The 19,780-nt window shown below is 61.0% G+C and carries 19 protein-coding genes; 2 read left to right on the plus strand and 17 right to left on the minus strand.

Features of this window, described 5'->3' with window-relative positions:
• Positions 1-31: 31 nt before the first annotated feature.
• The 14 genes from ACOZJV_RS11615 to ACOZJV_RS11680 all read right to left on the minus strand — a co-directional run bounded on the left by ACOZJV_RS11615 (position 32) and on the right by ACOZJV_RS11680 (position 12,409).
• The gene (locus tag ACOZJV_RS11615) at positions 32-1,000 is read right to left on the minus strand and encodes a GTP 3',8-cyclase MoaA (RefSeq protein ID WP_078471095.1); all 969 of its coding nucleotides are present in this window, start codon (positions 998-1,000) and stop codon (positions 32-34) included.
• A 139-nt stretch (positions 1,001-1,139) separates the two neighbouring features.
• Positions 1,140-1,778 (minus strand): TetR/AcrR family transcriptional regulator, encoded by a 639-nt coding sequence (locus ACOZJV_RS11620; protein WP_020300278.1) that lies wholly within the window; start codon positions 1,776-1,778, stop codon positions 1,140-1,142.
• Positions 1,779-2,567: 789 nt separating this feature from the next.
• Entirely contained in the window at positions 2,568-3,359 is a 792-nt protein-coding gene (locus ACOZJV_RS11625) for a TatD family hydrolase (protein ID WP_020300277.1), read from the minus strand.
• Between the two features lie 82 nt (positions 3,360-3,441).
• Positions 3,442-4,428, minus strand: a complete 987-nt coding sequence (locus ACOZJV_RS11630; RefSeq protein ID WP_421547696.1) for a DNA polymerase III subunit delta' — start codon at positions 4,426-4,428, stop codon at positions 3,442-3,444.
• Positions 4,421-5,053: a dTMP kinase gene (gene tmk / locus ACOZJV_RS11635; RefSeq protein WP_078471093.1), complete on the minus strand. Its 633-nt coding sequence runs from the start codon at positions 5,051-5,053 to the stop codon at positions 4,421-4,423. The genes ACOZJV_RS11630 and tmk overlap by 8 nt, the downstream gene beginning before the upstream one ends.
• A 19-nt stretch (positions 5,054-5,072) precedes the next feature.
• On the minus strand, positions 5,073-6,245 hold the full coding sequence (gene mltG / locus ACOZJV_RS11640; protein ID WP_421547697.1) for an endolytic transglycosylase MltG: 1,173 nt from the start codon (positions 6,243-6,245) through the stop codon (positions 5,073-5,075).
• Between the two features lie 3 nt (positions 6,246-6,248).
• On the minus strand, positions 6,249-7,064 hold the full coding sequence (pabC, locus tag ACOZJV_RS11645; RefSeq protein WP_421548315.1) for an aminodeoxychorismate lyase: 816 nt from the start codon (positions 7,062-7,064) through the stop codon (positions 6,249-6,251).
• Entirely contained in the window at positions 7,064-8,308 is a 1,245-nt protein-coding gene (gene fabF / locus ACOZJV_RS11650; protein ID WP_201130127.1) for a beta-ketoacyl-ACP synthase II, read from the minus strand. The genes pabC and fabF overlap by 1 nt, the downstream gene beginning before the upstream one ends.
• A gap of 107 nt (positions 8,309-8,415) precedes the next feature.
• Positions 8,416-8,652: an acyl carrier protein gene (acpP, locus tag ACOZJV_RS11655; RefSeq protein WP_003175607.1), complete on the minus strand. Its 237-nt coding sequence runs from the start codon at positions 8,650-8,652 to the stop codon at positions 8,416-8,418.
• Between the two features lie 196 nt (positions 8,653-8,848).
• Entirely contained in the window at positions 8,849-9,589 is a 741-nt protein-coding gene (gene fabG, locus ACOZJV_RS11660) for a 3-oxoacyl-ACP reductase FabG (RefSeq protein WP_020300271.1), read from the minus strand.
• Positions 9,590-9,605: 16 nt separating this feature from the next.
• Positions 9,606-10,544 (minus strand): ACP S-malonyltransferase, encoded by a 939-nt coding sequence (gene fabD / locus ACOZJV_RS11665; protein WP_421547698.1) that lies wholly within the window; start codon positions 10,542-10,544, stop codon positions 9,606-9,608.
• A 126-nt stretch (positions 10,545-10,670) separates the two neighbouring features.
• Positions 10,671-11,681 carry a phosphate acyltransferase PlsX gene (gene plsX / locus ACOZJV_RS11670; RefSeq protein ID WP_078471088.1) on the minus strand — a complete coding sequence of 337 codons (1,011 nt, stop codon included), beginning with the start codon at positions 11,679-11,681 and terminating at the stop codon, positions 10,671-10,673.
• Between the two features lie 4 nt (positions 11,682-11,685).
• Positions 11,686-11,868 (minus strand): 50S ribosomal protein L32, encoded by a 183-nt coding sequence (gene rpmF, locus ACOZJV_RS11675; RefSeq protein ID WP_008152339.1) that lies wholly within the window; start codon positions 11,866-11,868, stop codon positions 11,686-11,688.
• Positions 11,869-11,881: 13 nt separating this feature from the next.
• On the minus strand, positions 11,882-12,409 hold the full coding sequence (locus ACOZJV_RS11680) for a YceD family protein (protein ID WP_421547699.1): 528 nt from the start codon (positions 12,407-12,409) through the stop codon (positions 11,882-11,884).
• A gap of 105 nt (positions 12,410-12,514) precedes the next feature.
• Here ACOZJV_RS11680 and ACOZJV_RS11685 point away from each other — a divergent pair, with 105 nt between their 5' ends.
• A complete protein-coding gene (locus ACOZJV_RS11685) occupies positions 12,515-13,093 on the plus strand; it encodes a Maf family protein (RefSeq protein WP_421547700.1) in 579 nt (192 codons plus the stop codon).
• A gap of 57 nt (positions 13,094-13,150) precedes the next feature.
• Here the strand turns inward: ACOZJV_RS11685 and sppA are convergent, their stop codons facing one another.
• The 3 genes from sppA to rluC are packed head-to-tail and all read right to left on the minus strand — an operon-like array spanning position 13,151 to position 15,773.
• Entirely contained in the window at positions 13,151-14,140 is a 990-nt protein-coding gene (gene sppA, locus ACOZJV_RS11690) for a signal peptide peptidase SppA (RefSeq protein ID WP_078471086.1), read from the minus strand.
• Positions 14,141-14,161: 21 nt separating this feature from the next.
• On the minus strand, positions 14,162-14,824 hold the full coding sequence (locus tag ACOZJV_RS11695) for an HAD-IA family hydrolase (RefSeq protein WP_421547701.1): 663 nt from the start codon (positions 14,822-14,824) through the stop codon (positions 14,162-14,164).
• Positions 14,814-15,773, minus strand: a complete 960-nt coding sequence (gene rluC / locus ACOZJV_RS11700) for a 23S rRNA pseudouridine(955/2504/2580) synthase RluC (protein WP_201130122.1) — start codon at positions 15,771-15,773, stop codon at positions 14,814-14,816. The genes ACOZJV_RS11695 and rluC overlap by 11 nt, the downstream gene beginning before the upstream one ends.
• Before the next feature lie 715 nt (positions 15,774-16,488).
• Between rluC and rne the strand changes: the two genes are divergently transcribed.
• On the plus strand, positions 16,489-19,737 hold the full coding sequence (gene rne / locus ACOZJV_RS11705) for a ribonuclease E (protein ID WP_421547702.1): 3,249 nt from the start codon (positions 16,489-16,491) through the stop codon (positions 19,735-19,737).
• Positions 19,738-19,780: the final 43 nt, after the last annotated feature.

The following is a 19,780-nucleotide window of genomic DNA, read 5'->3' on the forward strand; positions in this document are numbered from 1 at the left end:
CCCGACGGCCAGCAATGACCACGGCCAGCGATCAGCCACCGATGATTTTCATCACCGTTGCGCCACCGGAGAATGCAACCTCCTGCTTATCGCCCAGGGCCTTCATCAACAGCCCCTGCAGCGCCGGCAATGCCTGGTGCCGAGGCTTGTCCAGCAAGTCGCCGACGTAGTGCCGATTGCTCGACGACAGGCAGCCGTGCAGCCACCCCGTGGAGGACAACCGCAGGCGCGAGCAGGTCCGGCAAAACGGCACGCTTTCGTTGGCGATCACGCCAAAGTGCCCCCTTCCCGGAATCGCATAGCGCACCGCCGTCGCATCCACCGGCGCGTCGGCCTGCTGATATTCATAACGCTCGCCGATCAGACTCAGCAGTTGCTGCAGGCTGACAAACTGTTGCAGGAAGGCATTCGAATCACTGGCCAGGTGGCCCATGCGCATCAATTCGATAAAGCGCAGCTCGTAGCCCCGCTCCAGGCAGTAATCGAGCAGCGGCATGACCTGGTCCAGGTTCTGTCCACGCAGCGGCACCATATTGACCTTGATCTTCAACCCCGCTGCGCTGGCCTGATCCATGCCGTCCAGCACGGTGGCCAGGTCACCACCACGGGCAATGCCACGGAAGGCCGCAGCGTCCAGAGTATCCAGGGAAACGTTGATCCGGCGGATACCGGCGTCTACCAGCAGCGGCAGTTTGCGCGCCAGCAACTGGCCATTGGTGGTCAGGCTGATATCGTCCAGGCCCATTTGTCCGACGGCGCCCATGAAGGCTTCCAGCTTCGGACTGACCAGCGGTTCGCCGCCCGTAATGCGCAGGCGCTCGATGCCCGCGGCTTCGATCAGGTAGGCCACGCCTCGCGCCATTGCCTCGGCCGACAGTTCATCCTGCGCAGCCACCAACCGCTTGCCATTGGGCACGCAGTAGGTACAGGCGTAGTTGCAGGCTGAGGTCAAGCTGATCCGCAGATTGCGAAAACGCCTGCCTTGACGATCAACGATCATGGGGTACTCCGGCGGAGGAAGTAGAGAACCGGCAAAACCTGACTTATAAATCAGGTTTTGGCAAGTCCCATGCCTGAGTATATTCCTGGGGCACTGCGCCATATAGGAGAATCACGGCGCAATCAGGCTGCTGAATGAATCAGCTGCTCGGGGTGTCGGTGTCGCGCTTGCGCTTATTGCCCATGCGCACGCCGATATCCATCAGAAACTGGAAGAAGCCTTCCTGATCTTCCAGCACATTGCTCCAGAACGGCGAGTGATACAGCGCGACCGCGCCGTGCACCAGCGCCCAGGCCGCGCAGTAATGGAAGTAAGGCGGCACGTCTTCAAGCTTGCCTTCGCTGATGCGCCCCTTGATCAACAAGGTCAGGCGTTCGAAGTTGGAGGCACGGATCTTGTGCAACTCCTCGACCATCTCCGGCACCTGGTTGCCCTTGACCACTTTCTCTTCCAGGCGATCGAACAGCCGATAACGCTGCGGATCGCGCATGCGGAATTCAAAGTAGGCGCGGGACAGGGCTTCCTTGTCTTTGTCGACATCGGCCGAGTGCAGCAACTCGTTCAAATCGCGCTCGTAGTCGAGCATCAGGCGCAGATAAATCTCGGCCTTGGATTTGAAGTGTTTGTAGATGGTGCCTTTGCCGATACCCACGGCATCAGCAATCATCTCGACGGTGACGCTGTCTTCACCTTGGTCGAGGAACAGCTTGAGCGCGGTATCGAGAATTTCTTGCTCACGGCGACGAAACTCACGGACCTTACGAGGTTCTTTCTGCATAAGAAAAGGTCTGTCGGGGTCAAAATCGAAGCCGCGTATTATGCCTAACTTGCGCAAAAATGCACGGATCATCCGAAGATGACGATGTATCTGGATGATTTTGCATCGACTGCGGGTGCCAGCCATTTGCCCCGGGGGCTCCGGCCCTGCTCCTGCTTATCCAGCCGATGCGGCCTTGGCGCAGCGGAAAAAACACAGAACTCTAAAGCCACTCCGCGGCGCCATCGAGACTCTACAGTACTTGCGCAGCAATTGTATGAACGCTTATCCGACCCACCACATCCAATATCGACGCCTGATGCGCAACGGGTCAGAAACACAGCGTAGGCCAGCCCTGCGTCATCTTGATAGTGTTTTCACGAACGGGCCCGCATCAGCCAGGGAGGCCTTCCAGGCACCTGAACTGCAACAGGGTGTGTGCTGGAAGCGCCTTGAGAAACCCGGGCGTTGGCCGCTGTTGACGACAGATAGGCGCTGATCCGCCAAAGCGTCCGATGGTGCCGGGCCGTCCGGGACAATGAGAACCCAACCGAAGCGGGCGTATTCCAAAATTGTTTAAAAAACGAGCAGCCCTAACTGGACTGAACGCGATAGTGATCAATACTTGAACTGTCGGCGTGACATCTCCCCCAAGTGAAGCGCCGATGAAGGTACCGAAGGACCGCGTGCCTTTGTTTTACTCCTAATGGTCTTAACCCGGATTCACCCCCCAGAACCCGGGTTTTTTTTGCCCGGGATTCAGCCAGGCCCCTCCCCTTGGACCCACCCCGCGCCGTTACAGCGGCGTTCTCAGTCAGCTCGCCCGACATGGGCCAACGGAAACAGGCGCTGGAAATTCTCGGTGGTCTGTGCGGCAAAGGCGTCGTAGGACTCACCGCGCAGCATCGCCAGGAACTCCGCAACTTCGCGTACGTACTGCGGCAGATTGGGCTTGCCGCGATAAGGGATAGGCGCCAGGTACGGCGAGTCGGTTTCCACCAGCAGGCGATCGGCCGGCACCTGGCGCGCAACATCACGCAGCGCGTCGGCATTGCGGAAGGTGACGATGCCAGAAAGAGAAATATAGAAACCCAGGTCCAGGGCCGCCTTGGCCATGTCCCAGTCTTCAGTGAAGCAATGCAGCACGCCGGCCTGAGGCAGGGCCGCCTCGCGCAACAGCGCCAGGGTGTCGGCCCGCGCCCCACGGGTGTGCACGATCACCGGCTTGCCGGTCTGCTGGGCCGCTTGCAGATGTAGACGAAAGGACGCCTGCTGCAACTCGGCGGCTTCCGGCTCGTAGTGGTAATCCAGCCCTGTTTCGCCGATGGCCACCACCCGCGGATGATCCAGCTCGCGCAGCAGCCAGTCGAGAGCAGGAGCGGCCCCCGGTTGCACGTCCAGCGGGTGCACGCCGACCGAGCAATCGACATCGGCGTAGCGCTCGGCCAGGGCCTTGACGTCGGCAGCGTTCTCGACGCTGACCCCGATACACAGGAAGTGCCCGACGCCGCGCTGGCGCGCCGCGTCCAGCGCAGCATCCAGAGAGCCGTCATGAGCGGCAAGGTCAAGGCGATCGAGGTGGCAATGGGAATCTACGAGCATAAGAGGCCGCAACTACATCCAGTCAATGAAAGGGCCGCAGCCGGGGCGGCGGCCAATGGTTCGGTGTGCTTGAGGACGGGGCTTAGCGCTGGCCGGGCAAGGCCGCCCACTGCACCAGCAGGGCTTCGAGCAGCAGCACACGGTTGAGGTTAGCCTTGCTCAGCACTTTCTGGCGGTGAGCGAGGATCCAGTCCTGAATATCCAGGACCTTGCCCTGAGTCGACTTCTGCGCCAGGTACTGCACCACTTTGCGCATATCGGCCAAGCCCAGGCCCTGCTCATCTTCGGTCAATTGATAACGCAGGATCAGGCTCGACCAGTCGCAGAACCAATCGAACAGCAACAGCAGCGGAATCGCGTTCCAGCTTTCAGCCAGTTGGGTCGGGGATTGCTGCTGCTTGAGCAGCTTCTTGACCCCTTCCACCACCTGCGCCCGCTGCTCGCGAGCGCCCTGGGTGTGCAAGCTCACCGCCGCCAGCGGCGAACCGGCAGCCAGGGTCAGCAGCTCCACCCGCTCTTCTTCGCCGCAATCCGGCAGCGCCCGGGCCAGCCATTGCAGACTCAAGGCCTCGCTGGGCAACGGGCAGGCCTGCTGCACACAGCGGCTCTTGATGGTCGGCAACAAGCGGCTCGGCTGGTGGCTGACCAACAGCAACACCGTCTCTCCGGAAGGTTCTTCGAGGCTTTTCAGCAGGGCGTTGGCCGCGTTGATGTTCATCGACTCCACCGGCTCGATCAGCACCACCTTGCGCCCGCCCAGCTGCGCGGTCTGCACCACGAAACTGACCAGATCACGCACCTGGTCGACCTTGATCGCCTTGTCGGCCTCTTCCGGCTCCAGCACGTAGTTATCCGGGTGGCTGCCAGCGTGCAGCAACATGCATGACTTGCAGGTCCCGCACGCATCCAGCCCATCCGGACGCTGGCACAGCAAGCGCGCCATCAGGCGCTCGGCCAGGGCCCGCTTGCCGATACCGACCGGGCCATGCAGCAGATAGGCATGGGCATGCTGGGTACGGCCCGCCAGCTGCTGCCAGAGGGCGTCCTGCCAGGGATAGGCCTCAGCCACGGTAAAGCTCCAGTAATTGCGGCAGCAATGCATCCAGCGCCTGCTGGACCTGCGTCAGCGGTTGCGCCGCGTCAACCAGGCGATAACGCACAGGGTCCGCTTCGGCACGGGCCAGGTAAGCGCTGCGTACCGCATCGAAAAATGCCCGGCCTTCCTGCTCGAAGCGGTCCAGCCGACCACGGGCGCTGGCGCGCGCCAGGCCGACTTCTACCGGCAGATCAAACACCAGGGTCAGGTCGGGACGCAGGTCGCCCTGGACGAAACGCTCCAGGGTGGCAATACGCTCCACCGAAAGGCCACGGCCGCCGCCCTGATAGGCGTAGGTCGAATCGGTAAAACGATCACAGAGCACCACGGCGCCACGGGCCAACGCCGGGCGAATCACCCCGGCCAGGTGCTGGGCGCGGGCGGCGAACACCAGCAGCAGCTCGGTGTCTGCATTCATGACTTCGTCACCAGGGGTCAGCAGCACTTCGCGGATGCGCTCGGCCAATGGTGTGCCGCCGGGTTCGCGGGTCAGCAGCACTTCGATACCCGCGGCGCGTAAACGCTCGGCGAGGTATTCGCGATTGGTGCTCTTGCCGGCGCCTTCCGGGCCTTCCAGGGTAATAAACAAGCCAGTCACGGGCGGTCCTTAATCAAAGTCATTGCGGGCTTTTCGGCTCAGGCTCGACGGGAGCCTCGGCCGGCGCTTGCTGCGGTACAGGCGCGGGCGGCGCGGCATCCGGTTCGGCTGCCGGTGCCGGGCTCGGTACCTCCTGAACCGCTGGGGCAGGCGCTGGCGTCGGTGCCGGGCTGGAGCGGTAGTCGGCGCGGCGTTTTAGCTGGAACTCGCGAACCGCGCTGTTGTGCGCGTCCAGGTCATCGGAAAACACATGACTGCCATCGCCACGGGCAACAAAGTACAAGCTTTTGCCCGGCACCGGGTTGAGCGCGGCATGAATCGCCTCGCGACCGACCATGGCAATCGGCGTCGGCGGCAAGCCGGCATTCACATAGGTGTTGTACGGGGTCGGCTCCTTGAGGTGAGCCCGGGTCAGCTTGCCGGTGTAGCGCTCACCCAGGCCGTAGATCACGGTGGGGTCGGTCTGCAGCAGCATGCCGATCTGCATGCGCCGCACGAACACCCCGGCAATCTGCCCGCGTTCCTGAGGCACGCCGGTTTCCTTCTCCACCAGCGAGGCCATGATCAGCGCCTGGTAGGGGTCGGTATAGGGCACATCGGCGGCGCGTTTGCTCCACTCCTTGGCCAGCACGTCATCGAGCCGGTCGTAGGCTTTTTCCAGCAGTTCGGCGTCGCTCATGCCACGCACAAAGCGGTAGGTATCGGGGAAGAACCGGCCTTCGGGAAAGACCCCGGGGTGGCCGAGTTTTTCCATGACCTGGGTGTCGCTGAGGCCGGTCAGGGTCTGTTCGAGTTTTTCATGCTTGGCCAGGGCGGCGCGTACCTGGCGGAAGTTCCAGCCCTCCACCAGGGTCAGGCTGTATTGCACCACTTCGCCACGCTGCCAGACACCGATCAGGCTTTGTGCAGTCATGCCGGGGGTCATGCGGTATTCGCCACTGTGCAGTGGCTGGCCATTGAGGTTGAAGCGCCAGTACAGGCGCAACCAGAACGCGTCCTGCAGCACGCCGTCGGCCTCCAGGCGATTGAAGGTCCCGGTCGGTGTCGAACCTGCGGGCACATCGAGCAACTGCTCCTGTGGCAGGTTGAGCGGTTGCTCCAGGGCCGAGTGCAGTTTCCAGGCGCAAGCGCCCGCCAGCAGCCCTGCCAGAACCAGTCCGGTTTCCAGCAGAAGCAGTAATTTACGTCTCACGAATCAAACATCCAGTAGCGCGCGGGAAATGCCCTGCAGTTTACGGGTGAGCGGCCCAACCGACCAGCTCAGGTCAGCACAGGCCCGTACCGGCCAGATGCCATAAACGCTATTGCAGACAAAGACTTCGTCGGCCTGTCGCAACCGATCGAGGCCGATATCGGCGATTTCCACGGGAATGCCCAAGGACTCGGCTTGAAACACTATTTCAGCGCGCATCACCCCGGCCACGCCGCAGCGGCTCAAATCCGGGGTCAGCAAGCGCCCTTCAGCCACCAGGAACAGGTTGCTGAACACGCCTTCGATCAGGCGGCCGCCTGTGTCGCACATCAGCCCTTCGGCATGCTCGACATCGCGCCACTCGGAGCGAGCCAGGACCTGCTCAAGACGATTGAGATGCTTGAGACCGGCCAGCAAGGGCTGCTCGGACAGACGGGTGGCACAGGGGAACAGGCAAATGCCCTGTTCGGCATGGGCGGCAGGATAAGTGGCGGGCGGGCTGCCCTGGAGAATCCGACGCGCCTGGGCGGCAGGGTCGGCGGCATAACCGCGCAAGCTGTCGCCACGGGTGAGGATCAGCTTGAGCACACCCTCCCCCAACGCTGCCGCATAGGCCAGCAGCTCACTGCGGATCAGCGAGTGGTCCGCAGTGATCGCCAGCCGCAGACAGCCCTCGGCCAGACGGGCCAGGTGCCGCTCCAGCAACAGCGGCTGCCCGGCCTTGACCGCAATGGTCTCGAACAGGCCGTCGCCATACGCCAGGCCCCGGTCTTTTAGCGACAACGTGTCCGCCGGCTGACCGTCGACCCAGCTCTGCATCACTCGGCGAACCGGCGGAACACCAGGGAGCCGTTGGTCCCGCCAAACCCGAAGGAGTTCGACAGCACTACGTCGATGTCCATGCTGCGCGCGGTGTGCGGCACGAAATCGAGATCGCAGCCTTCATCGGGCTCATCCAGGTTGATAGTCGGCGGCGCCACCTGGCTGTTGATCGCCAGCACGCTGAAGATCGCCTCGATCGCGCCCGCAGCACCCAACAGGTGACCGGTCATCGACTTGGTCGAGCTCACGGCCAGCTTGTAGGCGTGATCGCCGAACACCGTCTTGATCGCCTCGGCTTCCGCCAGGTCGCCGGCCGACGTCGAGGTGCCGTGGGCGTTGACGTACTGCACCTGCTCGACGTTCAGCTTGGCATCCCGCAGGGCGTTGGCGATGCAACGCGCAGCACCTGCGCCATCGGCGGGTGGCGAGGTCATGTGATACGCATCACCGCTCATGCCGAAACCTATCAGCTCGGCGTAGATGGTGGCGCCACGCGCCTTGGCGTGCTCCAACTCTTCAAGCACCAGGGCCCCAGCACCGTCGGACAGGACGAAACCGTCGCGGCCCTTGTCCCACGGACGGCTGGCACGGGTCGGCTCGTCATTGCGGGTCGACAGCGCACGGGATGCGCCAAAGCCACCCATGCCCAGGCCACAGGCAGCCATTTCGGCGCCGCCGGCGATCATCACGTCAGCCTCGCCGTAGGCGATATTGCGCGCAGCCATGCCGATGCAATGGGTGCCGGTGGTGCACGCCGTGGAAATGGCGTAGTTAGGTCCCTGGGCACCCAGATGGATGGACAGGAAACCGGAAATCATATTGATGATCGAGCCTGGCACAAAGAACGGAGAAATCCGTCGTGGGCCGGAATCATGAAGTGTGCGGCTGGTTTCTTCGATATTGGTCAAACCGCCAATACCCGAGCCCATGGCTACACCGATGCGCTCGCGGTTGGCGTCAGTGACTTCCAGACCGGAGTTGCGCACCGCCTGAAACCCTGCGGCCAGACCGTATTGAATGAACAGGTCGAGCTTGCGCGCTTCCTTGACCGACAGGTATTCCTCGACATTGAAGCCCTTTACCGAACCGCCAAAACGGGTGGAATAGGCAGAAAGGTCGGTGTGTTCGATCAGACCAATGCCACTGCGGCCAGCCAGAATGCCCTGCCAGCTGCTCGGCACATCTGTACCCAGTGGCGACAACATACCCATACCGGTGACTACGACGCGTCTACGCGACACAGCACTCTCCTTTTTCTAATGACGACTTTGCATCAGGCCTAAAGAAAAAACCGCACGCCATGAGGCAGTGCGGTTTTTCCATGACAGCAAGCAACGACTACAAACTATTACGCCTGGTGGCTAGTAACGTAGTCGATAGCAGCTTGAACAGTAGTGATCTTTTCAGCTTCTTCGTCAGGGATTTCGGTCTCGAATTCCTCTTCCAGAGCCATCACCAGCTCAACGGTGTCAAGGGAGTCGGCACCCAGGTCTTCAACGAAGGAAGCGGTGTTAACAACTTCTTCTTCTTTAACGCCCAGTTGCTCAGCAACGATTTTCTTGACGCGCTCTTCGATGGTGCTCATACCTTGTTTTCACTCCTAATGGACAAATTCAGGCAGCTGGCCAGTGGGTAAGTGTATAGAAAGGCTTTTCAGCTTTTCAACTGAAAGCTTCACTCCTCAAACCCTTTGGCCATCTGCCTATAAATAGATTGCAGCTTTATAACGGATTTTAGACAGCTCGTATGACATTTTTTTGAAGCAATCCGTCACATTTAACTCACATATACATCCCGCCGTTGACCGGGATTGTAGCCCCAGTAACGTATGCCGCACCGTCAGAAGCCAGAAAAGCGACCACTTGCGCGATCTCTTGTGCCTGCCCCAGACGGCCCAGCGGAATTTGTGTCAGCAAGGCATCACGCTGCGCTTCAGGCAATTCGCGAGTCATGTCGGTATCGATGAAACCCGGTGCTACCGAGTTGACCGTAATCGACCGCGAACCCACTTCACGCGCCAGAGCACGACTGAAACCTTCCAGACCCGCCTTGGCGGCTGCGTAGTTTACTTGGCCTGCGTTGCCCATGGCACCCACTACCGAGCCAATACTGATAATTCGACCCCAACGAGCCTTGGTCATGCCGCGCAAAACGCCTTTGGACAGGCGAAACAGACTGTTCAAGTTGGTATCGACCACGTCGTACCACTCGTCATCTTTCATGCGCATCATCAGGTTGTCACGGGTGATACCGGCGTTATTGACCAGGATCGCCGGCGCGCCGAACTGCACCTGAATGCTCGCCAGGACCGCCGCAACCGATTCGTCGCTGGTGACATTGAGCTCAAGGCCAGTGCCTTGAATGCCGTGTTCCTTGAGGGTCGCAGCAATGCGCTCGGCACCCGAGGCGGAAGTCGCGGTACCCACGACAATCGCGCCCAGACGACCCAGCTCAAGCGCGATGGCCTGGCCAATACCGCGGCTCGCGCCAGTCACCAGTGCAACTTTACCTTGCAGACTCATGCAGGCTTCTCCTAATTCAGGCCAGTGCTGCGCGAGCGGCAGCAAAGGCATCGGGGGTATTCAGGTTGGAGGTCGATACGCCTTCGGCGCAGCGCTTGTTCAGGCCGGCAAGGACCTTGCCCGGACCGCATTCGACCAGCTGGGTCGCACCTTTGGCTGCCAGGGCCTGGACCGACTCGACCCAACGCACCGGCTTGTACAACTGCTCCAGCAGGTCGCGCTTGAGGGTCTCGAGGTCTGCCGGCACTGCCGCGCTGACGTTTTGCACCACCGGGATCTGCGGCGCCTGCCAGTCGATCGCGGCGATCGACTCGGCGAAACGCTCGGCAGCCGGGCGCATCAGCTCGCAGTGCGACGGCACGCTGACTGGCAACGGCATGGCACGCTTGGCGCCGCGCGCCTTGCAGCCTTCGATGGCGCGCTCTACAGCCGCCTTGGCACCGGCGATCACCACCTGGCCAGGGGAGTTGAAGTTGACTGCGCTGACCACTTCACCTTGAGCCGCCTCGGCACAGGCCGCCAGCACGTCGGCATCTTCCAGGCCGAGAATCGCAGCCATGCCGCCCTGCCCCGCAGGAACAGCTTCCTGCATCAGTTGGCCACGACGCTCTACCAGCTTCACCGCGTCACCAAGACTCAGGCTGCCAGCGGCGACCAGCGCGCTGTATTCACCCAGGCTGTGGCCTGCGACGAACGCCGGGCGAGCACCGCCTTCTGCCAGCCACAGACGCCACAAGGCGACGGACGCAGTCAGAATGGCCGGCTGGGTTTTATGGGTTTGATTGAGCAGCTCTTCCGGACCTTGCTGGGTCAGAGCCCACAGGTCGTAGCCCAGAGCATCGGAGGCTTCTTTGAAGGTGTCGAGGATCAACGGGTATTGCGCGCCCAACTCGGCCAACATGCCGAGGGACTGCGAGCCCTGTCCTGGAAAGACGAATGCGAGGGAAGCAGACATGTAACAAGCCCCTAATGATCTTGTCGTCGGAGAATTGACGCCCTGCCGAAGCGGACGCAAGAAACTGACAGTTGGATGGCCAATTGAACTGAGCGGTCACATTTAAGCACTCCCGAGGGGAAACGCCTAAAGCAACAGATCCTCAAGCCGCCCGTGCAGACGCTCGGGAAGGTTCTCCTGAATCTCTATCAGCGCCCGCTGGATGGCACTCTGAAAGCCCTGAACTCCTGCCGAACCATGGCTTTTCACCACGATCCCCTGCAAACCCAGAAAACTCGCACCATTGTGCCGCGCCGGCGCCAGATCAGCCTGCAGACGCCGCATCAGCGGCAATGCCAGGGCTCCCACCAGGCGCGAAGCGACATTGCGCTTGAACAGCGCCTCGATCCGCGCGGCAATCATGGTCGCCAGGCCCTCGCTGGACTTGAGCAGGATATTGCCGACAAAGCCGTCGCACACCACCACATCCGCTTCGCCGCGATACAGCCCATCACCCTCGACAAAGCCGATGTAATTCAAGCCACGAGCATTTTGCAGCAAGGTCGCCGCGAGCTTTACCTGCTGGTTACCCTTGATGTCTTCGGTGCCGATATTCAGCAGCGCGACCCGCGGACGCGCGATGCCCAGCGTCTCGGCCGCGACCGACCCCATCACCGCAAACTGGAACAGGTGCTCGGCGCTGCAATCGACGTTGGCCCCCAGGTCCAGCAACTGGCAATAGCCACGCTGGGTCGGGATGGCGGCCACCATCGCCGGACGATCAATCCCCGGCAGGGTTTTGAGCACATAGCGCGACAACGCCATCAGCGCACCGGTATTCCCCGCACTGACACAGGCCTGGACCTTGCCTTCACGCAACAACTCAAGGGCCACCCGCATAGAAGAGTCGGGTTTGCCGCGCAGAGCCTGGGAGGGCTTTTCGTCCATGCCGATCACTTCGGCGGCCGGCACAATCGTCAGGCGAGCGCGATCCACAGCCGAATGGCCGGAAATCAGATCTTCTAAAAGGGAGGGTTGACCGACAAGGGCCAGGTGCAGCGAGGGCGTAGCAGACAGGCAAGCAAGACTGGCCTGAACAATGCTGCGGGGACCGAAGTCCCCGCCCATTGCGTCAATCGCGATGACTTGAGCAGACAAGTGATTACTCGTCAGCGCCCTTGTCGATCACTTTACGGCCACGGTATACGCCTTCTGGCGATACGTGGTGACGCAGGTGAATTTCACCGGTGGTTTTTTCTACAGACAGAGTGCTCGCCGTCAGGGCGTCGTGCGAACGACGCATGTCACGGGCAGAGCGGGATTTTTTGTTCTGCTGAACAGCCATAATTGATTAACTCCTAAACGTTTGGGTCACGCTTTAACTGCGCCAATACACTGAACGGGTTGGACCGCGTTACCTCGTCCTCGCTCGGTTCGGGCTCATCGAGACCCGCCGGCTGCTGGCATTCTTCCGGATGATGAGCAGGCACAATGGGCAAGGCGAGCAGAAGCTCCTCCTCGATCAGTGACTGCAGATCCAAAGGATCTTCGCCCAGTTCCAGCACGTCATAACCTTTCGGCAACGACTGGGTATTCGCACCCTCCTTCACCACAGCATAACTGCATTCGCTATGGATCGGCAGGGTGACCAGCTCAAGACAACGCTGGCAAACCATTTTGACTTCGGTGTCGATAAAACTGTGAATTACCACAGCCTTACGTTCATCTCGTTCAAAAACGAATTTTGCCTGCACCGTACCGACATCGTCGGAAAGCGGGTCGCAGAGTCTCTTCAAATCGGCCAGCAGCAGTTCACCTTGAAGGGTGGTGCCACGGTCAGCCAATTTGCGCGGGTCAACGTGAGGTGGAATCGGGTCATTCAACATAGGCGCAGCATTATAGGGATGCACCCGGCCATGTCAAAGGAAATTCAACCCTGTCGGTCACTTGCAAGCCTCGCTAGAATCCGCAACCCGCCTCAGGAGATGCGCATGCTGCCTTTATTACTCGCTTCAAGCTCGGTCTACCGCCGAGAATTGCTGGCCCGCCTGCGGCTGCCGTTCACCTGCGCCTCCCCGGACATCGACGAAAGCCGTCGATCCGGAGAGACCGCCACGCAACTGGTCAATCGCCTGGCCAGGGAAAAAGCCCAGGCGCTCGCCGCCACTCATCCGCAACACCTGATCATCGGCTCGGACCAGGTTGCCGTGCTCGGCGAGCGCATCATCGGCAAACCTCACAGCTTCGAAAAGGCCCGCGACCAGCTTCTCGCCGCCAGCGGCAACAGCGTGACCTTCCTCACCGGCCTGGCCCTGCTCAACAGCCAGACCGGAGCCTGCCAGGTCGACTGCATTGCCTTCACCGTACACATGCGCAGCCTCACTGCAGAACGCATCGAGCGCTACCTGCACGCCGAGCAACCCTACGACTGCGCCGGCAGCTTCAAAGCTGAAGGCTTGGGTGTCAGCCTGTTTCGCAGCACCGAAGGCCCTGACGCCACCAGCCTGGTCGGCCTGCCGCTGATTCGCCTGGTGGACATGCTCCTTGCCGAAGGCATCGAGATTCCCTGACCCGCGCCCACGAAAAAGCCGGCGCGAAGGCCGGCTTTTTCCTGGATACAGAAGAACTTAACGCAGGGCAGGCCCCTGGAAGCCCATCCACATTGCCAACTGCTCAGCCACACTGGCGCCGAGCTTCTTCGAGAAGCGATCAAACGGCGACTCCTGAACGGTGAAGTCCACCAACTCTTTCTCACCAATCACATCGCGCGCCACCGAACTGGTATTACCCAGGCCGTCGATCAAGCCCAATTGCAGCGCCTGCTGACCCGACCAGATCAAACCGGAGAACAGCTCGGGGTGATCCTTGTCCTTGAGACGATCGCCACGCCCCTGCTTGACGCTGGCAATGAACTGCTGATGAGTGGTATCGAGCACACCCTGCCAGAACTTGGTTTCGTCGGGCTTCTGCGGCTGAAACGGATCGAGGAACGACTTGTGCTCACCCGAGGTGTAGGCGCGCCGCTCCACCCCCAGCTTCTCCATGGTGCCGACAAAGCCGTAACCGGCCGCCGTCACACCAATGGAGCCCACCAGACTGGCCTTGTCGGCGTAGATCTGATCAGCAGCGCTGGCGATGTAATAGGCACCCGAGGCACCCAGGTCGGAAATCACCGCATAAACCTTGGTGTCGGCATGCAAGCCGCGCAAACGGCGAATCTCGTCATAGACATAGCCGGACTGCACCGGACTGCCGCCCGGGCTGTTGATGCGCAAGACAATGCCCTTGACCTTGGGATCCTCGAACGCCGCGCGCAGGCTGCCGACAATATTGTCAGCACTGGCCGCTTCCTTGTCGGCAATCACACCCGTCACGTCGATCACCGCCGTGTAGCCCGCCCCCCGGGTGGCACTTTTTTCCATGTCCATCAGCGGCGTAAACAACACCAGCGCGCCGAACAGGTAAATAAACGTCAGAAACTTGAAGAAGATCCCCCAGCGCCGCGAACGCCGCTGCTCCTGCACACTGGCCAACAGGGTCTTTTCCAGGAGCTTCCAGCTCTTGTCATCGCCGCCTTCAGCGCTCGCCTTGCTCGGCGCCTTCCATTCATCGGTCATGCCATCTACCCCAGCAAAAACTTAATTGGCGCGCAGGCTAAGCCAGGCGTGCAACTCAGGAAAACTATCAATAGCGATGCGCGGCTCGAATGCGCGCAAGGCCTCCAGCGATTGAGCTCCGTAACTGACAGCAACCGAGTCCATGCCCGCATTGCGTGCCATCAACAGATCGAAAGAGGAGTCACCCACCATCAGCGCCTGCTCGGGACGCACGTCGCAATGGGCAAGAATCTGCTCCAGCATCAGCGGATGGGGTTTGCTGGCGGTTTCATCGGCAGCGCGGGTGATATCAAAATAATCCTCCCAGCCATGAGCCCTCAACACCCGATCCAGCCCCCGCCGCGCCTTGCCTGTAGCCACCGCCAAGCGGTAGCCCTCCGCCCGGAATGCGTCAAGGGACTGCACCACCCCAGCGAACAGCGGCGAAGGCTCCGCCTCAAGGGCGATATAGCAATCAGCATAATGCTGGCGAAAGGCAATTAGCTGCTCGTCGTCGATTTCCGGGTACAGGGTGCGAATCGCCTCCGGCAGCCCAAGACCGATAATGCCCTTGACCGCGAAGTCATCGCGACGCGCAAAATTGGAACGATCGGAGGCCACATGCATGGCCTCGACAATCCGACCAACGGAGTCGGCCAGAGTGCCGTCCCAATCAAAAATCAGCAGCTTGTAATCAGGGTGCACTCAGGCGCTCCACAGTCTTGGCCCAGATCTCATCCACTGGCGCCTGCAACTTGAGCTCACCCCCATCGGGTAGCGGCACAGTCAGCATGTAAGCGTGCAGGAACAGGCGCTTGCCGCCCAGATCACGAATTTCCTTGCTGAAGTCGTCGTCGCCATACTTGGTGTCGCCGGCAATGCAATGCCCGGCGTGCAAGGTATGGACGCGGATCTGGTGAGTCCGGCCGGTGATCGGCTTGGCTTCGATCAGGGTGGCAAAGTCGCCGAAACGGCGCAGAACCTTGAATACGGTGACCGCTTCCTTGCCTTCGTCTTCGTCGACCTCGACCATCCGCTCGCCGGAACGCAGGTTGCTCTTGCCCAACGGCGCCCGAACTTGCTTGATCGAGGCCGCCCAGTTGCCACGCACCAGCGCCATGTAGCGCTTGTCCACGCCATCGCCGCGCAGGGCCGCGTGCAAGTGCCGCAACATGCTGCGCTTCTTCGCGATCATCAGCAGGCCGGAGGTATCACGATCGAGCCGGTGAACCAGTTCCAGCTCCTTGGCATCAGGGCGCAACTGGCGGAAGGCTTCGATCACGCCGTAGGTCAGGCCGCTGCCGCCGTGAACCGCAATGCCGGTGGGCTTGTTGATCACGATCAGCGCCTTGTCCTCGAAGACAATCGAGGCCTCAAGGCGCTGCAGCAGGCCCTGTGCCAGCGGCACTGGCTCGTCGCGCTCAGGCACGCGAACCGGAGGCACGCGCACGATATCGCCCGCCTGCAGCTTGTATTCGGGCTTGATCCGCCCCTTGTTCACCCGCACTTCGCCTTTGCGCAAAATGCGATAAATCAAGGTTTTGGGCACGCCTTTGAGCCGGGCGAGAAGGAAGTTGTCAATTCGTTGGCCGGCATATTCCGGCGAGACTTCAAGCAGTTGCACGCTTGGAGTCGAGGGGGCAGTAGTCGTCATGCCGCAAATGATAACAATTTTTTATGGAATTGAAGCACTTAATGATTGCTGCTATAGTCGCGAACGCCGCCAAAAGCGGCCTGGACAGCGGACTAACGGTCAAAAACCGGCCCTGACCAACGCAATTCACCAGGACGCGAGGCCGTCCTACGGGGCTTTCGCTACGTAACGGTGGAGTTTGCAGGTGTAACGAGCGCAGGTGACATGAGGCCTGAATCAAGCGGCAAAGCAGAGTTTTCACTCGCCTTGCGAGCCAATATTCATGGCCAGTTCACAAAGTGCAGTCAGCTGCGAATGACCCCGAGCGAAGGCTTCGGAAACAACGCCTAAATTAGCCATGATGCGTGACCTCCCCTTTCGGAGCTCACGGTAAATGCCAACCCGCTGCGGATTCTGCGCGCGGCAGCACCCGAACTATCAGGGATACGTGTAGGGTGGAGATGCACAACCGTCGGACTGTGTAGCATTAGGCTTTATCAAGACGCTTCATCTCGTCCACAGTTACCGGTTGATTCCTCCTCCTGACAAACTTTTGCTTAAGCGGTGCCTTATGTCACCACAGCAAGCAGGACGCGTGAGTCGCGACTTCGCCCCCTTTGGTCGAACCTCGCTAGACACTCGAGTGGCCAACCACTCCTGACGCACCTGACACCGACCGTGAGAAGTCGTGTGTGCCGAACGCCGTTTCCGGCAGCCCGGAAACCGACGGTACTACATGAAAAGAATGCTGATTAACGCAACTCAACCCGAAGAGTTGCGTGTTGCACTGGTAGATGGCCAGCGCCTCTACGACCTGGACATCGAATCCGGTGCACGCGAGCAGAAAAAGGCCAACATCTATAAAGGCCGGATTACTCGCATCGAACCAAGCCTCGAGGCTGCCTTTGTCGATTTCGGCTCTGAGCGCCACGGCTTCCTGCCCCTCAAAGAAATCTCCCGCGAATACTTCAAGAAAGCCCCCGAAGGCCGCGTGAACATCAAGGACGTCCTGAGCGAAGGCCAGGAAGTCATCGTTCAGGTCGAGAAAGAAGAACGTGGCAACAAGGGCGCCGCCCTGACCACCTTCATCAGCCTGGCCGGTCGTTACCTGGTTCTGATGCCGAACAACCCGCGTGCCGGCGGCATTTCCCGTCGCATCGAAGGCGAAGAGCGCAACGAACTGCGTGAAGCTCTGAACGGCCTGGTTGCCCCGGCTGACATGGGTCTGATCGTGCGCACTGCCGGCCTGGGCCGCAGCAGCGAAGAAATGCAGTGGGACCTCGATTACCTGCTGCAACTCTGGACCGCCATCAAAGAAGCCTCGCTGGATCGCTCCGCGCCCTTCCTGATCTACCAGGAAAGCAATGTGATCATCCGCGCGATCCGCGATTACCTGCGCCAGGACATCGGCGAAGTGCTGATCGACAGCGTTGAAGCCCAGGACGAAGCCCTGACCTTCATCCGCCAGGTGATGCCGCAGTACGCCAGCAAGATCAAGCTGTACGAAGACAGCGTTCCGTTGTTCAACCGTTTCCAGATCGAAAGCCAGATCGAGACCGCTTTCCAGCGCGTCGTTGAACTGCCTTCCGGCGGCTCCATCGTTATCGATCCGACCGAAGCCCTGGTGTCCATCGACATCAACTCGGCGCGCGCCACCAAAGGCAGCGACATCGAAGAAACCGCCCTGCAGACCAACCTTGAAGCTGCCGAAGAAATCGCCCGTCAGTTGCGCCTGCGCGACATCGGCGGCCTGATCGTCATCGACTTCATCGACATGACCCCTGCCAAGAACCAGCGCGCCGTGGAAGAGAAAGTCCGCGAATGCCTTGAAGCCGACCGCGCTCGCGTGCAGGTCGGTCGCATCTCGCGCTTCGGCCTGCTGGAAATGTCCCGTCAGCGCCTGCGTCCATCCCTGGGCGAAAGCAGCGGCATCGTCTGCCCACGTTGCAACGGCACCGGCATCATCCGTGATGTGGAATCGCTGTCGCTGGCCATCCTGCGCCTGATCGAAGAAGAAGCCCTGAAAGACCGCACCGCCGAAGTTCGTGCCCAAGTGCCGATCCCGGTAGCTGCGTTCCTGCTCAACGAAAAACGCAACTCGATCACCAAGATCGAACTGCGCACCCGCGCCCGCATCGTCATCCTGCCGAACGATCACCTCGAAACGCCGCACTTCGAAGTTCAGCGCCTGCGCGATGACAGCCCGGAAGCCAGCATCAACCAGTCCAGCTACGAAATCGCCGCTGCCGCTGCTGAAGTTGAAGAAGTCCAGCCAGCCGCCGCGACCCGCACCCTGGTTCGCCAGGAGGCCGCCGTCAAGACCGCACCGGCACGTGCCAACGCTCCGGTTCCAGTTGAAGCCGCAGCGCCGGTCGCCGCTCCAGTTGCAGTCGCCGAGCCAAGCCTGTTCAAGGGCCTGGTGAAATCCCTGGTCAGCCTGTTCGCAACCAAGGAAGAGCCTGTCGCCCCGGTCGTGGTTGAAAAGCCTGTGACCGAGCGCCCTGCTCGCAACGAGGAGCGTCGCAACGGTCGCCAGCAAAGCCGCAACCGTAACGGTCGCCGCGACGAAGAACGCAAGCCGCGTGAAGAACGTGCACCTCGCGAAGAACGCGCCCCACGTGAAGAACGTGCGCCGCGCGAAGAGCGTCAGCCACGTGAAGTACGCGAGGCTCGCGAAGAAGTTCAAGCCACCGCTCGCGAAGAACGCGCACCACGCGCGCCACGTGAAGAGCGTCAACCACGTGCACCGCGCGAAGATCGCAAGCCTCGTGGCGAGCGTGAAGAGCGTCCGGTCCGTGAACTGCGCGAACCTCTGGATGCCGCCCCGGCCGTTGCAGCTGCTGCTGCCGCGACCACCGAGGAACGTCCAGCTCGTGCGCCACGCGAAGAACGCCAGCCGCGTGCACCGCGTGAAGAGCGTCAACCTGCTGCTGAACAAGCGGCTGCCGTTGCCGATGAAGAGCTGCTGAACAACGAAGAGCAACTGTCGGAAGACGGCCAGGAGAACGCCGAGGACGATCGTCCACGTCGCCGCTCCCGTGGCCAGCGTCGCCGCAGCAACCGTCGTGAACGTCAGCGTGATGCCAACGGCAACGTGATCGAAGGTTCGGAAGAGAACAGTGAAGAACCAAGCTCTGCCGATCTGGCTGCCGGCCTGGCAGTCACTGCCGCCGTTGCCAGCACCGTGATCAGCGCACCTGCCGAAGCCCAGGCCAACGAGCAGGCTGAGCGCGCTACTGCCGCTCTGGAAACCGCAGTGGTTGAAGCGCCTGTGGTTGAAGCCACCACGCCGGTAGAAGCACCTGTCGCTCCTGCGGTTGAAGTACGCGAAGTTCGTGAAGTTCGCGAAGAGCAACTTCAGCTTGAAGTCTCGGTCGAGCCTGCTGTCATTGCCGAACCGGCCACTCCAGTTGTGATCGAGCAACCGGTGATCAGCGAAGCCGTTACTGCAGAACCTGAGTTCCAGGCTCCTGCCGAGCAGGCCGCTGCACCTGCCGAAGAAGCGCCAAGCGCTTTCGAACGCATTGCCGAATCGATCGTGGTCGAAGCACCTGTCGAGGCTCCAGCCCCGGTGGTTGAGGCCGTGGTTGAGCAAGCAGCTCCAGTGGCAGCCGAAGTCGTTGAACCGACTCCAGCCGCCGTTGAAGCTCCGGTTGCTGCCGAAGTGGTTGAGCCAGTGGTCGAAGCCGCTCCTGTGAGCGCCTTGGGCAGCAATGGCCGCGCGCCGAACGACCCACGTGAAGTGCGTCGCCGCAAACGTGAAGCCGAGCGTCTGCAGAAAGAAGCCGAACAGGCTGGCGCCGCAGCTCCAGTTGTGGCGCAAGAGCCTGCTCCGGTTGCGGCCCAAGCCGAACCTGCGGCAGTGGTCGAGCCGGTTGTTGAACAGCCAGCTTCCATCGACGAGAGCCCTCGGGTGGTCGAAGAAGCGGTAGAGCAGCAACCTAAAGCCCTGGAAGAAGAGCACGAGCCTAAACCCCTCGTCTGATTCCGGTCGCTACTGAAAAGCCCCGCCTGGTCACCCAGGCGGG

This window comes from Pseudomonas sp. QD4 (genome assembly GCF_049199125.1).
Classification (GTDB): Bacteria; Pseudomonadota; Gammaproteobacteria; order Pseudomonadales; family Pseudomonadaceae; genus Aquipseudomonas.

Coding starts and splice junctions, on each gene's coding strand:
- ACOZJV_RS11615 (WP_078471095.1), bottom strand. CDS start 1,000: ATGATCGTTGATCGTCAAGGCAGGCGTTTTCGCAATCTGCGGATCAGC.
- ACOZJV_RS11620 (WP_020300278.1), bottom strand. CDS start 1,778: ATGCAGAAAGAACCTCGTAAGGTCCGTGAGTTTCGTCGCCGTGAGCAA.
- ACOZJV_RS11625 (WP_020300277.1), bottom strand. CDS start 3,359: ATGCTCGTAGATTCCCATTGCCACCTCGATCGCCTTGACCTTGCCGCT.
- pabC (WP_421548315.1), bottom strand. CDS start 7,064: ATGCAGAGCTGGGTCGACGGTCAGCCGGCGGACACGTTGTCGCTAAAA.
- acpP (WP_003175607.1), bottom strand. CDS start 8,652: ATGAGCACCATCGAAGAGCGCGTCAAGAAAATCGTTGCTGAGCAACTG.
- fabG (WP_020300271.1), bottom strand. CDS start 9,589: ATGAGTCTGCAAGGTAAAGTTGCACTGGTGACTGGCGCGAGCCGCGGT.
- fabD (WP_421547698.1), bottom strand. CDS start 10,544: ATGTCTGCTTCCCTCGCATTCGTCTTTCCAGGACAGGGCTCGCAGTCC.
- rpmF (WP_008152339.1), bottom strand. CDS start 11,868: ATGGCTGTTCAGCAGAACAAAAAATCCCGCTCTGCCCGTGACATGCGT.
- ACOZJV_RS11680 (WP_421547699.1), bottom strand. CDS start 12,409: ATGTTGAATGACCCGATTCCACCTCACGTTGACCCGCGCAAATTGGCT.
- ACOZJV_RS11685 (WP_421547700.1), top strand. CDS start 12,515: ATGCTGCCTTTATTACTCGCTTCAAGCTCGGTCTACCGCCGAGAATTG.
- sppA (WP_078471086.1), bottom strand. CDS start 14,140: ATGACCGATGAATGGAAGGCGCCGAGCAAGGCGAGCGCTGAAGGCGGC.
- rluC (WP_201130122.1), bottom strand. CDS start 15,773: ATGACGACTACTGCCCCCTCGACTCCAAGCGTGCAACTGCTTGAAGTC.
- rne (WP_421547702.1), top strand. CDS start 16,489: ATGAAAAGAATGCTGATTAACGCAACTCAACCCGAAGAGTTGCGTGTT.